Here is a 15,738-nt window from a genome sequence, read left to right as displayed (position 1 = left end):
TTTAATAAGCTAAAATAGTTTAATGATTTCAAATAGATAGAAAATTGATTGTTACAAAAAAGTAACATTTGATTCTGTGGGAAATAAAAAAGACCAGCATAAAATGCTGGTCAAAATAGAAAGATTGGAAGGAATTGTTTTCTTTCTTTGCTAATAGCCATCGATATCGCTGATGGCTATTTATGGCATTGAAAGAGGGAAGCGTGAATACTTCCGTTAAGCAGAAAGCATCAGTGAATCTGCTTTTGCTTCTAGGTTTGTGCCATCCATTAGGTAGTCATCGATAGCACGAGCACATTCGCGACCTTCGTTGATACAACGAACCACCAAAGATTGGCCTGTTCGCATATCACCAGCAGCAAATACGCCTTCTTGGTTAGTAGCAAAACCTTGAGTTGCTACGTTACCGCGATCATCTAGCGCGATATCCAGTTGAGCAAGCACGCCTGTAGGTTCTGGGTGTAAGAAGCCCATTGCTAGGAATGCCATATCACATGGGATCACTCGCTCGCTGCCTTCTACTTCTTTGAAACTTGGGCGCTCGCCTGGTTTTGCATCTTGCCAAACGATATCAGCAAGACGAAGGCCTGTGACTTCACCTTTGTCATTTCCGATGAACTCTTTGGTCAGGATGTTCCAGTGACGATCGACACCTTCTTCATGAGAGCTCGAAGTACGTAGGATCATTGGGTATTGAGGCCAAGGCATATTGGCTGGGCGCTTCTCTGGTGGAATCGGCATGATTTCCACTTGAGTTACGCTTGCTGCGCCGTGACGGTTTGACGTACCTACACAGTCTGAACCAGTATCACCACCACCAATGACAACCACATGTTTACCTTTTGCGTGAATCTCTTCCGTTTTCAGGTCCATGTTATTTGCACGTCGGTTGTTTTGACCTAGGAATTCCATTGCGAAGTGAACGCCTTTGAGCTCACGACCCGGAACTGGCAAATCACGTGGAACCGTTGAGCCACCCGTCAGTAGAACCACATCGAACTCTTGACGCAGTTGCTGAGCATTTACATCAACACCGACGTGTTGGTTTACTTTAAACTCAACGCCAGCTTCTGCCATTAGATTGATCTTACGATCAATGACTTCCATGCTCAGTTTAAAATCTGGAATACCGAAACGCAGCAGACCACCAACCTTCTCGTCTCGCTCGAATACTGTCACGGTATGGCCTGCGCTGTTTAGCTGCTCAGCAGCCGCAAGACCAGCAGGTCCAGATCCAATGATCGCCACCGTTTTACCAGTGCGAGAACGTGGCGTTTTTGGCTTGGCGTACCCTTCACGATACGCCGTTTCTACGATGGTTTTCTCGATATTACAGATAGTGATTGGGTCTTGGTTGATGCCAAGTACACAAGCACTTTCACATGGAGCAGGGCAAACACGACCAGTGAACTCTGGGAAGTTATTGGTTGAGCTTAGAATGTTCCATGCTTCTTCCCAGCTATCACGATAAACCGCATCGTTAAACTCTGGGATGATGTTACCGATAGGGCAGCCGTTATGACAAAACGGCACACCACAATCCATACAACGAGACGCTTGAGTATTGATCTTGTCACCAAACTCCTCGTTCAGAACGAACTCTTTGTTGTTCTTGATGCGTTCAGCTGGGTCGATCTTCTGTGGTAGTTCACGACCATGCTCTAAAAATCCAGTAGGCTTACCCATTATACGGCCTCCACTTGAGTTTCGTTTCCTTGAGACTGTGCTTCAGCTTTACGCTTTTGAAGCACCGCTTTATAGTCACGCGGCATTACCTTAACCATAGAGGCTAGGCTTGCTTCAAAGTTGTCTAGGAAAGACTGAGCGACTTCACTTCCTGTGAATTGAACATGCTTAGTTAGCATGTCGAGTAATAGATCTCTGTCTTCTTGCTCGATTGGATCTAGGTCTACTAACTCTGGGTTCAGTTTCGACTCAAAGTCGCCTGATTTATCCCATACGTAAGCCACGCCGCCACTCATACCTGCGGCAAAGTTACGACCTGTTGAACCAAGGATAATTGCTGCACCGCCCGTCATGTATTCACAACCGTGGTCACCGACGCCTTCTACTACTACTTTCGCGCCTGAGTTACGAACACAGAAACGTTCGCCAGCCATACCGCGAATGAAAGACTCACCCGAAGTGGCACCGTAGAAACACACGTTACCAACCACGATGTTATCTTCTGCGACAATGCTTGATTTCGCATCTGGGTAAAGTACTAACGTACCGCCAGATAAGCCTTTACCCCAGTAGTCGTTCGCGTCGCCTTCTACTTCGAACTTCACGCCCTTAGCTAGGAATGCGCCGAATGACTGACCCGCTGAACCTTTGAACTTCACGTTCATTGGCTGAGGTAGACCCGCATCTTTATACACTTTCGAGATTTCGTTCGACAGCATGGTGCCCGCAGAACGGTCAGTGTTGACGATAGGGAATTCGGCATTCACCGCCTCGCCTTTCTCGAGAGCAGGAATCGCCGCTTGAATCAGCTTACGGTCTAGTACCGATTCCAGATTGTGGTTCTGTTGCGTTTGGTTATGGATACCGTCTGACTCACGTGGTTGTTCAACGTGTAGAACAGGAGACAGATCTAGGTTCTTGTATTTCCAGTGAGAAACGTCTTGGCGAATCTTCAGCTTCTGACCTTGACCGACCATCTCATCAATAGTGCGGAAGCCAAGTTCAGCCATGATTTCACGTAGACCTTGTGCCATGTATTGGAAGAAGGTTACGACGTCTTCTACGCGACCATCAAAGCGCTCGCGAAGCGTCTTGTTCTGAGTTGCGATACCAACAGGACAGGTGTTCTTATGACACTTACGCATCATGATACAACCTTCAACCACCAATGCTGCGGTTGCTACGCCCCATTCTTCTGCACCTAGTAGTGTTGCCACAGCAAGGTCACGAGGTGTCTTCATCTGACCGTCCGCTTGAACCACGATACGGTTACGTAGACCGTTCTTCAGTAGGGTTTGGTGTGTTTCTGCCAAGCCAAGTTCCCAAGGAAGACCAGTATGACGGATTGAAGACATTGGTGATGCACCAGTTCCGCCGTCGAAACCTGCGATAAGTACAACGTCCGCTTTCGCTTTAGCAACACCAGAAGCGATCGTACCTACGCCAGCTTCCGATACCAGCTTCACGTTTACACGACCCGCGCGGTTCGCGTTCTTCAAATCGTAGATAAGCTGAGCCAAATCTTCGATTGAGTAGATATCGTGGTGTGGTGGCGGCGAGATAAGACCGACGCCCGGAGTTGAGTGACGTGTAGCACCGATCCAGTCATCTACTTTATCGCCTGGTAGCTGACCACCTTCACCTGGTTTCGCACCTTGAGCCATCTTGATTTGTAGCTCATCAGCGTTGGTTAGGTAGTAAGAGGTTACGCCGAAACGACCCGAAGCTACCTGCTTGATTGCAGAGCGTTCCCAATCGCCGTTCTCTTTGCGCTCGAAACGCATTGGGTCTTCACCACCTTCACCAGAGTTGGATTTCGCGCCAAGACGGTTCATCGCAACAGCTAGTGTGGAGTGTGCTTCGTAAGAAATAGAACCGAATGACATAGCACCCGTCGCGAAGCGTTTCACGATGCTTTCAATTGGCTCGACTTCGTCGATAGAGACAGAGCCGGCTGGGTTCTTAATAAACTCAAGCTGGCTACGCAGAGTTACCGCGTTGTCACCTTGTTTATCGACTGCTGTCGCGTACTGCTTGAACTGATCGTAGTTCTTATTGCGCGTAGACTCTTGTAGTAGAGAAATGGTTTCTGGGTTGAAGAGGTGCTTCTCGCCACGCTGTTTCCATTGGTAAACACCACCCACATCCAGCATTTGAATTGGGATTTCGCGTTGTGGATAACCGATGCGGTGACGAACGAGCACTTCTTTAGCAATATCGTCAAGGGTGAGACCTTGGATACGAGAAACTGTACCTGTGAAGTACTTGTCTACCACTGACTTATGAATACCTAAGGCTTCGAAGATTTGCGCACCGTGGTACGACTGCAGGGTTGAGATACCCATCTTCGAGAAGATCTTCAGAAGACCGCCATTGATCGCTTTACGGTAGTTGTTGAACAGATCACGAGGGTTCGCTTCTGGATCCAGCTTCTTCGTGCGTTGTAGTTCAATGATAGTTTCGATAACTAGGTAAGGGTTAACCGCATTTGCACCATAGCCAATAAGGGTTGCAAAGTGGTGCGTTTCACGCGCGTCACCGGTTTCAACCACGATGTCACACTTCGCACGTAGGCCTTTACGGATCAGGTGGTGATGTACTGCGCCAACTGCCAGCATTGCTGGGATCGCCGCGTGGTTTGAGTTCACTGCACGGTCAGTTAGCAGGATGATTGAGTAACCATCAATAACCGCATCTTCTGCGTATTGGCAGATACGTTTTAGTGCGCGCTCAAGCTTGCCTTGGTCTTCACTGGCTTGGAATACGATATCCAGTGTCTTCGCCTGAAGATGCTCGTTGTCAATAGCACGCAGTTTCTCAAGCTCAGAGTTCGCCAGAACAGGCGATTCCAATTCTACTTTCTGACAGTGAAGTGGTGTTTCAGTCAGAAGGTTTTGGTCTTTACCCAAGTAAGTGTTCAGCGACATCACCATACGCTCACGGATCGGATCGATCGGTGGGTTAGTTACCTGTGCAAACAGTTGCTTGAAGTAGTTTGAAAGATGTTGCGACTGATGAGATAGCACTGCAAGAGGCCAGTCGGCACCCATGGCTGATAATGGCTCTTTACCTTCATTTGCCATTGGAACGATGATTTCGTTCACTTCTTCAGTACTTACGCCAAACGCTTGTTGGCGGTGTAGAAGATGTTCTGGCTTAGGTTGGCTGAATTGGTTGCTCGCATCTGGCAGCTTCTTCAAGCTTAGTAGGTTTTCTTCTACCCACTTTTCGTAAGGCTGTGCCGTTGCGATGGTGTCTTTCACTTCTTCATCAGAGATGATGCGACCTTGCTCTAAGTCTGCAACGAAGATGCGACCTGGTTGTAGACGACCGCGGAACTCAACGTTCTCTGGTTCAATATCCACAACACCAGATTCAGATGCCATCACTAGGAAGTTGTCTTTGGTCACTGTGTAGCGAGAAGGGCGCAAACCGTTACGGTCGAGTGTTGCACCAACTTGAACGCCATCAGTAAAACATACTGAAGCAGGGCCATCCCATGGTTCCATGATGTTCGCATGGTACTGATAGAACGCGCGACGCTTAGGATCCATGTTTTTGTTTTCTTGCCATGCTTCCGGAATCATCATCATCAATGCGTGTGGCAGGCTGCGACCAGAAAGAACTAGGAGCTCAAGTGCCATATCAAAGTTAGATGAATCCGAACTGCCTTCTTGACAAATAGGAAGCAGCATGTCGATTTCAGCTTGGGTAAATAGATCGGATTCAATGATCGCCTCACGGGCTTTCATCCAGTTCAAGTTACCTCGAACTGTATTGATTTCACCGTTGTGGGCAATGTAACGGAAAGGCTGTGCAAGACGCCATTTCGGGAAGGTGTTGGTAGAGAAGCGAGAGTGTACCAGTGCCAGTGCGGTCACCATGGTCGGGTTTTGCAGATCAAGGAAGTACTGAGGGACTTGCTCGGTCGTTAACTGACCTTTGTACACCAATGTCTTGTAAGACATTGAGTTAATGTAGAAGTCATCACCAATGTTCGAAACGCTTTCTAGGCAAACACGTACAGTGTAGTTACGAAGTACGTACAGTTTGCGCTCTAGCTCTTCAGGTGTGATACCTGGACCACCAGAGATAAACACATGCTCAAACTGAGGTTCTGTGCTTAGCGGGTCGGCACCGATCATCGAGTTATCGGTTGGCAAAACGCGGTAGCCAATAACTTCAAGGTCTAGACGCTGAGCGTTGCGTTCTAGAATGTCACGGCATTGCTCGCGTTTGTATTCGTCTTTCGGGAAAAGTACGACACCCACACCATACTTTTCAAATGAAGGTAGTTTAATGCCGAGCTTAACGGCCTCTTCTAATAGGAATTCATGAGGTTTTTGTAGCAAGATACCCGCACCATCACCGCTGCATGGATCACAACCTTGACCACCACGGTGCTCCATGCGAGCTAGCATATCCAATGCTTGAGTCACTACTTCATGAGATTTACGGTTTTTAAGGTGAGCAACAAAACCGATACCACACGCGTCATGCTCCAATTCAGGAGTATATAGACCCTGTGGATTTTGCTCTCTATCTACCATAGATACATCCTTCCAGTTCAATGTCGACGCAAAAGCACCAGGCAGGCAAATGCCACCTAGACCATTGATTACGTCTTGTCCTTTATATTTATTATCGCCACCGATCTAGGTTGACCGATCTTGATTCCTTTCCGTATCTCGCAGGAAAAGTTTTGCGAGAAAAACAATCCTTGGTGGTATCCCTTTATTTATTGCCACTATTTAGTGATTTATATAGGTAGGAGTGGGATAACACCGACAAATCCCGCAGTGTACTTTGTAATAAAAGTCACAAAAATAACGGGGTTGTGTAAGTATCCTACAATTTTGTCACTTCAGAATGCAATGAAAAAGTCGACGTTGTGACCCAATTTTTTCGTTTAATTATGCATTTTTAGTTTAACATTTACGCAACATGAACGTTTTTTATCTGTATTTATGCAGGTTTATTGATTTTGAGCCGTATGATGTTTGTTTGAATTGACTAGTATTGTGTGTTTTTTCTTGCAGGGATGTAATTTATTTACACAGATCGTAGTGAGATTGATTACGGTTCATTGTTGGTGAGAATTTATGCAGTTACATGAGTTGGTCAATACAATCGGCCAAGATCTTCAGCGTCGATACGGTGAAAAAGTCCATAAACTAACGTTGCACGGTGGATTTAGTTGCCCTAACCGAGATGGCACGATTGGTCGGGGAGGATGTACTTTTTGTAATGTGGCTTCGTTTGCGGATGAAGAAGTACAGATAAAGAGTATTCACGATCAGTTGAAAGATCGTGCGGGCGAAATTCATCGAGCGAAGAAGTATCTCGCTTATTTTCAGGCTTACACCAGTACTTATGCGGAAGTGCAAGTGCTGAAAAATATGTATGAAGAAGCACTAAAAGCGGCTGATATTGTGGGATTGTGTGTCGGGACTCGTCCAGATTGCGTGCCTGATGCCGTATTAGATTTGCTGTCTGACTATGTACAGCAAGGTTATGAAATTTGGCTAGAGTTAGGGCTTCAAACCGCTAATAACGACACCCTTAAGCGCATCAATCGCGGTCATGATTTCGAATGTTATGCCGAGATCACCAAGCGTGCGCGTGCGCTAGGTATTAAAGTCTGTACTCATTTAATTGTTGGATTACCGAAAGAAAGCCGCGACGATAATATTGAGACGCTACAAAAAGTGTTAGCCGTGGGCACGGATGGCATTAAGTTACATGGCTTGCATATTGTGGAAGGCAGCACCATGGCGAAAGCGTGGCGTGCAGGACGATTAGAGGCGCAAGAGCTAGAAGAATATGTCGCAATTGCCAGTGAGATGATTCGTATGACGCCACCGGACGTGATTTACCATCGCGTTTCATCAGCAGCTCGTAGACCTACCTTATTATCGCCACTGTGGTGTGAAAATCGCTGGCTGGCGATGACTGAAATTGGTCGAGCCCTCAGTGAACATGGTGCTCAAGGAAGCCTAACGGGAAACGCTTTTATCTATACTAAACCGGAATTAATAGCAGATCGCTCAATAAATAACTGATATATTTTAACCAGTTTTCTTTAAAGGTTTAAACGATGGATCAGTTACTCAATTGGCTTTGGGATGGTCAAGGCGGTTATGGCTATGTCGTCTTGTTATTAATTGCTAGCGTGTGCGCGTTAGCACTGATCTATTTGCACTTTCAAACATCACTTAAGCAACTCGTAACGGATTCACCCTATCCAGTCATAGTGCTGGATAGTGGCCATGCTCAGATCTTGTTATCTAACCAAGCTGCGATGCAGTTATTAGGTATTCGCTCTTTAGGTACGGGATATTTGTATCCCGCTTTATTCGATATTCGTGAGCTTGAGTCGTTTCTCGACAGTGTCTCTAGTCGTCATTTTAGCCAGCAGGTATTTGATTGGCGCTTATCTGAAAGCGAATCTATCAAGGTGGAGTTGTCAGGAAGAAAGAGTTTGCTGCGCAATCACCGTGTTTGGATCATCTACGCGCAGCCATATCAAGCCACTCATCAAGAGCAGCAACAAGAGCTTGCGCAATTAACGATTGCTCGTTCGGCACTAGACTCACTCTCTGAGTTAATTTGTACCCAAGATCGCCAAGGGAATTTATTAACGACGAACCGAGCATTTGATCAATTTTGGGAAGGGCGAAGGGAAGAAGCCTGCGCATCAAAGGTTTCCATGGGTGAGGCTAGCAGAAAGAGTGAGCGCAAGTGGACGACGGATCCACAAGGTCGCAGTTGCTTATTGGAAGTGAATCAAAATTCCCTTGTGTCACCGAGTGGTGAGCTGATCGGTACATTATCCATTAGTCATGATGTGACCGAGTGGCACAAAATGCAGCAAAACCTGAGAGATGAAATGGAGCGTCGTAAAGATACAGAAGTTGCATTGGCGCAAAGGGATACCATCTTACAAACTATTCTTGACGCTAGCCCTGACTCTATCGGTATATTCAATGAGAATATGGTCTATCAAGCGTGTAATAAACCGTTCGTTAATGCATTAGGTATTTCAGACGTGTCTGATTTGATCGGTAAGCGACTTCAAGATGTCATTCCTGAAGAGATGTACGCTCGCTTAGCTGCTAGTGATTTAGATGCATTGCGTCAGTCAGAGCCTGTCCGATACATAGATAAAGTCGTTAGCAGTGATGGCAAAAGTACGTGGTTTGATGTGGTGAAATCGCCCTTTAAAGATAAAGCTTCAGGAACGAATGGTGTGCTGATCATGGCGCGTGATATTTCTGAACGTTACCTTGCCGAACAAAAGTTGGAGAGAGCCAATTTAGAGTTAGAAAAGTTGAGCTTTATGGATAGCTTAACTCAGGTATCGAACCGACGCCGCTTCGATGAACAACTGCAGGTACTATGGTACCACCATACCCGCGAAAAGCTGCCGCTCACTATCATGTTGTGTGACATCGACTTTTTCAAAGATTACAACGACTGTTACGGCCATCAGCAAGGTGATGAAGCATTGGTCAGTGTTGCTACCGTATTCACAAAAGTCATCAATCGCTCTTCGGATTGTGTTGCGCGTTATGGTGGTGAGGAGTTTGGTTTTATCCTGCCGAATACCACAACGGAAGGCGCGAGCAATGTAGCGCAGCGTATTCATGAAAAAATTCGACAACTCGATATGGAGCACGACAGCTCAGAAGCATCGGAACGTCTCACGGTCAGTATCGGTCTTGTCTCTTATATTCCTCAACATGGTGATGAACCGGAAATGGGTATTGCCATGGCTGACAGTGCGCTATACCAAGCCAAAGCGGATGGACGTAATCGCACCTGTATTCACCCCAGTTCTTACTAACGCTTTGTGACCGCTTGCTCTAAGTTGATAGCTGATTGTTTAAATCGCCGTATTAAACACGTTAAACTTACCGAAGCCTGTGCGTTCGTTGGTTAACTTATCTTTTTATCTTGTTTAGCAGCCGCAGTTCGCACTACGTATTTTTCACTAATCACACAGACCTAAATTGCGTTAGGCCGAATATGTCTGCTCGTTTTTTATCATTGAAGGGCAACATCTAGCCAGCACCATGGAGTAGTTAATGAAACCCATGAAAAATCTCGCCCAGTATTATGTCGACTTGCTAGTCAAACTGGGGATTGTTCGTTTCTCGATTTTGCTGGCCCTTGCGCTGGTGGCATTAGCCGTTGTGGTGCAGGTGGGGATTACTTTAGCTCTCAAGGGGCGAGTCGACGATATCGACATTGTCCGTTCGGTGTTTTTTGGTCTCTTGATTACACCTTGGGCGGTTTATTTTCTTTCTGTTGTTGTTGATCAGCTAGAAGAGTCTCGCCAGCGTTTAACCAAGTTGGTGTCCAAACTGAAAGACATGCGCTCGCGAGACCAAGAACTGAATTATCAACTGCAACAAAACATCGAAAAGCTCAACCAAGAAATTGAAGAGCGCATTAAAGCAGAAGAAGCTCGAGAAGAGGCGATGCAAGATCTCGAAAACGAGGTGTTCCAACGAGAGCGTACTCAGTTAGAGCTTGCGGAACGCACTGCACTACTGCGTTCATTTATTGATGCCTCGCCAGACTTAATTTACTACCGCAATGCCGATGGTGTGTTCTCCGGTTGTAACCGGGCAATGGAAGAGCTAACGGGCAAGAAAGAGCACCAGTTAGTCGGATTAAGCCCTTGGGATGTGTATAGCAAAGAAATCGCTGAGCACATCGTTGATACTGACCAAAAGGTCTTCGCCGATAATCAAGCCATCACTTACGAGCAGTGGCTAGAGTATCCTGATGGACGCAAACATTACTTTGAACTGCGTAAAGTGCCGTTTTACAGCAAAGATGGTCGTCACCTTGGCTTGGTAGGTTTTGGCCGTGATATCACTGAACGTAAACGTCATGAAGAGTCGTTAGAGAAAGCAAGCCGTGATAAAACTACTTTCATCTCAACCATCAGTCATGAACTGCGAACGCCACTAAATGGCATTGTGGGCTTAAGTCGCATGCTTCTCGATAGTCCGTTGACAGAAGAGCAGCGCAAACACATGCAGACCATCAATGTGAGTGCGATTACGCTAGGTAACATCTTCAACGATATTATCGATATGGATAAGTTTGATCGCCGCAAGCTAGAACTATTACCTGCGCCACTTAACTTCGAAGACTTCGTCGCTGAGATTGAAAGCATCTCTGCTTTGATGGCGGAGCAAAAAGGGCTGCGTTTTGACTTAGAACGTTTGAGTGATTTACCAAAAGCAATTGAAGTGGATGCGACCCGTTTGCGTCAGGTAATTTGGAACTTGGTCAGCAACGCAATGAAGTTTACCAAAGAAGGTGGCGTTGTGATGACGGTGAGTGCGGATGTCGAAGACGATTTTGCCACCATTATTATGGAAGTGGAAGACACAGGTATTGGTATACCGGAAGATGAGCTTGATAAAATCTTCGCCATGTATTACCAAGTGAAATCAGGTAAAGACAACCTACATGCTGTCGGGACTGGTATAGGCTTGGCGGTGTCAAAACAGCTGATCAATATGATGGATGGTGACATTACTGTCGCTAGTGAAGAGGGTTTTGGTAGTACTTTTACCGTATCGATTCACGTTCCTATTGTGGAACTCGAAGAACCTGTCATTGATGCAAAACGCGACAATATGCATCTCAACATCTTTATGGTCGAAGACATTGAGCTTAACGTCACCGTGGCCAAATCGTTGCTTGAGAGCTTAGGACACTCCGTTACCGTGGCGATGACGGGACAAGAAGCGCTCGCGAACTTTGTGCCAGAAAAATATGACTTGGCGTTGTTGGATATTCAGCTGCCTGATATGACGGGCTTTGATGTCGCAAATTATTATCGCGAGCATTATAACAATCTGCCTCCATTGGTCGCCCTAACAGCTAATGTGATGAAAGATCGTCGTGAATATTTAGATAACGGTATGGATGATGCCATCAGCAAACCGCTTGCTGTGAATGCCATTCAGTCTGTAATTGATAAGTTCTTCGCGCATCAGGTAGAGCCGCAAGAGCAACCTGAGAGCGTTCCAGAAACAGTGGAAGAGCCGACTCCTTCTCCTGTGATTGAGACACACTTGCTCGATATGGATATGTTAGAGTCTTACGTCGACATTGTTGGTGCCAAGCCGGTCTACGACAGCATAAAAATGTTTGAAGACATGATGCCAGACTATATTGATGTCTTAGACTCAAACATGACGGCAAAAGATCAAGATGGGATTGTTTCTGAAGCGCATAAAATTAAAGGTGCTGCAGGTTCGATTGGCCTCAAACGTATCCAAAGTGTGGCGCAGAAAGCGCAATCTCCCGATATGCCAGCATGGTGGGAAAACATTTCAGACTGGGTTGAAGAGATCAAAAATGAATACCAAAACGATATTCAAGTCCTCAAAAGTTGGTTGGAACAAAGGAAATAACATGAAAAAAATCGCACCGTTGGCGTTGGTTATAGCATTGATGGCTGGCTGCAGTTCCGTTCCAAGTGTGAACTGGCAACAAAACAGTCAGATTACGATTAACCAGGTGAATGTCGAGCTCAAAAGTAACTTATGGGTGAACCTGATGCCGACCGTTGGGGAAGTGCAAGAGCAAAGCATTCAAGGATCACTTTACCTTGAAGGAGACCAGTTACTCCCAGCCAACCTGACTGCCGAAGCGCTTATCATCAAGCAAGGGGAAAAAGAGTGGTGGGTGGATGAAGACTCTTTAGAAACTCGAACTCATAGTGAGAGCCAATGGGAAGTAGCCTTCACGTCTCAGGTAGACGCAGACACAGAAAAATCGGTTGATATCGCGGTACTTTTAGACGACGCAGGTAAACAGCGCTGGTTAGTGGAAAAGTACGTGAAGATTAACAAGGTTTATTAGATTCAGTGATTGTCCGCTAATTGCTAAACCCAAAATAAAAGGGCTTGCTCAATGAGCAAGCCCTTTGCGTATTAGCGATTCAATTAGTCTTCTAGATCGCCACAGAAGCGGTAACCTTCGCCGTGGATAGTCGCGATGATTTCAGGAGTGCCTGAAACAGACTCAAAGTGTTTACGAATACGACGAATCGTTACGTCTACAGTACGGTCATGCGGCTTAAGTTCACGGCCAGTCATCTTCTTAAGAAGATCGGCACGAGTTTGAATCTTACCTGGGTTTTCACAGAAGTGAAGTAGAGCTCGGAACTCAGAGCGAGGGAGCTTGTAGCTATCACCAGCAGGGCTTACTAGAGAGCGGCTGTTGATGTCCAGTACCCAACCATTGAATTCATACTTTTCTACTGAGCGTTTCTCTTCTTGCACCGCGTTAGAGCTCATTGAGCGGCTAAGTAGGTTGCGAGCACGAATAGTCAGTTCACGTGGGTTGAATGGTTTAGTGATGTAGTCATCTGCACCAATCTCAAGACCTAGGATCTTGTCCACTTCATTGTCACGGCCTGTCAGGAACATTAAAGCAATGTTCGCTTGTTCGCGTAGTTCACGCGCTAACAGAAGGCCATTCTTGCCTGGAAGATTAATGTCCATAATAACCAAGTTGACTGAGTTGTCAGACAACACTTGGTGCATCTCTTCACCGTCACTGGCTTCAAAAACAGCGTATCCCTCTGCTTCAAAAATACTCTTAAGAGTGTTACGAGTTACTTGCTCATCTTCAACGATAAGAATCTGCGGGGTTTGCATTGGCGGTACCTAAATTTGTGACAAAATTGTGCTAATAGAATAAATTCTAGGCAAAAATATAACATACAGGTAATGTGATTTTGATAATAAATCAAGTTGATCAAAAAAACACTTCTTTCAGTTATCCGCCCTCCATGGAATTTTGCCAACTCACCAGTATCCAATGGCGACGTTTATTCTAAAGGGCTTGTTTACCTTTCATTTCCTACTTTCTGTGGGGCCTGAAACGTAAACACCCTAAGATATGGAGCGGATTTTATATTGTTAACAGCATGCTAACAATGCTCAAATGTTAATTCCATTCAGTTTGTTGATTTATATCAATTGATGAAATGTAACTGTTATTAATCGTTTAAGACTTATGATAGAAAAAAGTAATACGAACATAGACGCATCGTTATGGAATGCTTATTCAGAATCTTTTTTCAGATTCGAGGCCGAGTGGTACGTTTCAAACTACGCTGTGATAACCGCTTGGAACCCATACAGTAATTTGCGGTCCAAAGAAGAGAACTGCATAAGCAATCAAGCATTAGAAACACTGCTACAGCACGTTAATTACGCGCCTATCACAGTAGGTGACAGCTCTTTTACATGGTATGAGGAAAGCTTTGCCGTCGAGTTATCACCAGAGGCGGCGGTCGCATTGGCGAATGACTTTCAACAAAACGCGATTTACTACGTCATTGATGATCAACTTTACCTTATTGCGTGCTCACAGCCGAAAGTGTTGCATAAGTTAGGCTCCCTTAAGCCTCGACTCGTATAGGAAAGGATACTACTCACCGAAGCACTGCTTGGGTGAGAAAATTCACGGAGGAAATATGAGAGACATTACACCCGATATTTGTGACCAATTTGAAGACCAAGTTACCCTGCTTACTTTGCCACTGCAGAACTTTGGTCAACGCACCGCTTTTTACGGAGAAATTGTCACAGTGCGTTGCTATCACGACAACTCAAAAGTACGTGAAGTACTGGGCGAAGATGGAACGGGGAAAGTATTGATTGTTGACGGACATGGTTCGTGTCAGAAAGCATTGCTTGGCGATCAATTAGCAATACTCGGAATAGAAAATGGGTGGGAAGGCATTATTGTCTATGGTGCAATACGCGACGTAGCACAAATATCTCAGATGGACATTGGCGTGCAAGCACTTGGTACCAATCCGTTTAAGACAGAGAAGCGAGGTATGGGAGAGGTCAATGTGACTTTAACGATGCAAAACCAAATCGTGCAGCCGAAGCATTATGTGTACGCTGATTGGAATGGTGTGTTGATTTCAAAGCAAAAATTAGATTTCTAAAAACGAAAGCCTAAACCTACCTCAATACCTTGTTGCCAATCTTGGTAATCAAGAGTCGCGTGAAGATCCAGTTTATCGGTGATTTTTACGCGACTTGAAACTTCAGCTGCGAGGCTGCTGTCTTCTTGGCGAATACCTTCTGCAGTCTCATTCTTGTAAGAGCGAACCGTACTTTTTAGTGTGACACGATCATTGAAGTGATAGCTGATCCCACTCAAAAAACCGCTTTGGTTTTGGGTTGGAGAGTTGTTGACTCGTGCACCGACGTAAACGTCTACTGAGTCAAAGAGTTCGTACGCATAACCCGTGTCGATATTCCAAACATCGAAACTGTCAGATTGATAGCTGTCGCTGGAAATAAATAGTTTATGAGGAGAAGGGGATGTTTTGCCTGGAAGAGGCGGAAGCTCGTTTGCTAGACAAACGCCAGGCACAAAAAAAAGCAACAGAAAAAGCCCTCTTTTCATGCTCACCACTCCTTGTGTCAACTTTTTATTAGTATGTGCCCAAAGCTTCTCACTATTAAAGCATAGAATATGAAAGCTAGCTCACCTATTTTCTAAATAATTCGATCCTGTGAACATAGGTCACAGTTAAGTTGTTGTTAAGTGTCAACAACTCCCTTTCATAATTTGATCTTACGCTTTATGACGAAGATCAGACTAGTTATGGAGTAAAAAGTGAGACTGATGACGATGGGATGAGCCCCCTACAAAAATAAGCTACAGATTTCCTAACGAGCAATAACATCCAATTAGCTTTAAATATCAATAAGGTTGCTTAGCAGAAATCGCTGTGAGACTGAAAAACAAACAATTTTTTGTTGACTATGAATCGGAAACTCGGTAAACGTAGAGTTAAGCAAACACAATTAACGTTGAATATTTATTTATGCCATCTAACAGCCTAGTAGTAATGACCACGACCATTATTATTACCGACACGACACATGTTGGGGCAGGCTGCTGAGCGAAAGAAATTCACAAAAAAGGCCTGTATCCAACAAGATACAGGCCTTTTTTTATGCTTTTTTATCCAGAATTTAGACAAGT

Annotated in this window: 11 protein-coding genes and 1 other annotated feature; of the genes, 7 read left to right on the top strand and 4 right to left on the bottom strand. The window is 45.3% G+C overall.

What is annotated here, in order from left to right:
* Window positions 1-216: 216 nt before the first annotated feature.
* Together L3V32_RS14965 and gltB are read right to left on the bottom strand one after the other, a co-directional pair.
* Window positions 217-1,686, bottom strand: coding sequence for a glutamate synthase subunit beta (locus L3V32_RS14965; protein ID WP_237284623.1), 1,470 nt, complete (start codon window positions 1,684-1,686; stop codon window positions 217-219).
* Window positions 1,686-6,236: a glutamate synthase large subunit gene (gene gltB / locus L3V32_RS14960; RefSeq protein WP_237284622.1), complete on the bottom strand. Its 4,551-nt coding sequence runs from the start codon at window positions 6,234-6,236 to the stop codon at window positions 1,686-1,688. Before gltB ends, L3V32_RS14965 begins: the two co-directional genes overlap by 1 nt.
* A gap of 552 nt (window positions 6,237-6,788) precedes the next feature.
* Here gltB and L3V32_RS14955 point away from each other — a divergent pair.
* The 4 genes from L3V32_RS14955 to L3V32_RS14940 all read left to right on the top strand — a co-directional run bounded on the left by L3V32_RS14955 (window position 6,789) and on the right by L3V32_RS14940 (window position 12,579).
* The gene (locus L3V32_RS14955; RefSeq protein ID WP_114323157.1) at window positions 6,789-7,748 is read left to right on the top strand and encodes a TIGR01212 family radical SAM protein; all 960 of its coding nucleotides are present in this window, start codon (window positions 6,789-6,791) and stop codon (window positions 7,746-7,748) included.
* Window positions 7,749-7,783: 35 nt separating this feature from the next.
* Complete coding sequence (locus tag L3V32_RS14950) at window positions 7,784-9,532, top strand: diguanylate cyclase domain-containing protein (RefSeq protein WP_114323158.1); 1,749 nt, start codon at window positions 7,784-7,786, stop codon at window positions 9,530-9,532.
* 241 nt (window positions 9,533-9,773) lie between these two features.
* Window positions 9,774-12,128, top strand: coding sequence for an aerobic respiration two-component sensor histidine kinase ArcB (arcB, locus tag L3V32_RS14945; RefSeq protein WP_237284621.1), 2,355 nt, complete (start codon window positions 9,774-9,776; stop codon window positions 12,126-12,128).
* A gap of 1 nt (window position 12,129) precedes the next feature.
* Window positions 12,130-12,579: a hypothetical protein gene (locus L3V32_RS14940; RefSeq protein WP_006742686.1), complete on the top strand. Its 450-nt coding sequence runs from the start codon at window positions 12,130-12,132 to the stop codon at window positions 12,577-12,579.
* 83 nt (window positions 12,580-12,662) lie between these two features.
* On the opposite strand, the gene arcA is transcribed toward L3V32_RS14940, so the two are convergent.
* On the bottom strand, window positions 12,663-13,379 hold the full coding sequence (gene arcA / locus L3V32_RS14935; RefSeq protein WP_005381824.1) for a two-component system response regulator ArcA: 717 nt from the start codon (window positions 13,377-13,379) through the stop codon (window positions 12,663-12,665).
* Between the two features lie 361 nt (window positions 13,380-13,740).
* Between arcA and L3V32_RS14930 the strand changes: the two genes are divergently transcribed.
* Window positions 13,741-14,148, top strand: a complete 408-nt coding sequence (locus L3V32_RS14930) for a DUF3293 domain-containing protein (RefSeq protein WP_046873976.1) — start codon at window positions 13,741-13,743, stop codon at window positions 14,146-14,148.
* 55 nt (window positions 14,149-14,203) lie between these two features.
* A complete protein-coding gene (locus L3V32_RS14925) occupies window positions 14,204-14,686 on the top strand; it encodes a putative 4-hydroxy-4-methyl-2-oxoglutarate aldolase (RefSeq protein WP_005396309.1) in 483 nt (160 codons plus the stop codon).
* Here the strand turns inward: L3V32_RS14925 and L3V32_RS14920 are convergent.
* Window positions 14,683-15,153 (bottom strand): ribonuclease regulator, encoded by a 471-nt coding sequence (locus tag L3V32_RS14920; RefSeq protein WP_065645163.1) that lies wholly within the window; start codon window positions 15,151-15,153, stop codon window positions 14,683-14,685. The two genes, L3V32_RS14925 and L3V32_RS14920, sit on opposite strands and share 4 nt — an antisense overlap.
* A gap of 424 nt (window positions 15,154-15,577) precedes the next feature.
* Here L3V32_RS14920 and thrL point away from each other — a divergent pair, with 424 nt between their 5' ends.
* Window positions 15,578-15,655 (top strand): thr operon leader peptide, encoded by a 78-nt coding sequence (gene thrL, locus L3V32_RS14915; protein WP_074192076.1) that lies wholly within the window; start codon window positions 15,578-15,580, stop codon window positions 15,653-15,655.
* Window positions 15,591-15,710, top strand: a sequence feature (Thr leader region). Its footprint overlaps the gene before it by 65 nt.
* Window positions 15,711-15,738 lie beyond the last annotated feature (28 nt).

It is taken from the genome of Vibrio sp. J2-4 (genome assembly GCF_021728155.1).
GTDB lineage: Bacteria > Pseudomonadota > Gammaproteobacteria > Enterobacterales > Vibrionaceae > Vibrio > Vibrio diabolicus.
The sequence above is the reverse complement of the archived record's forward strand: the minus strand, read 5'-3'. Positions and strand labels throughout refer to the sequence as shown.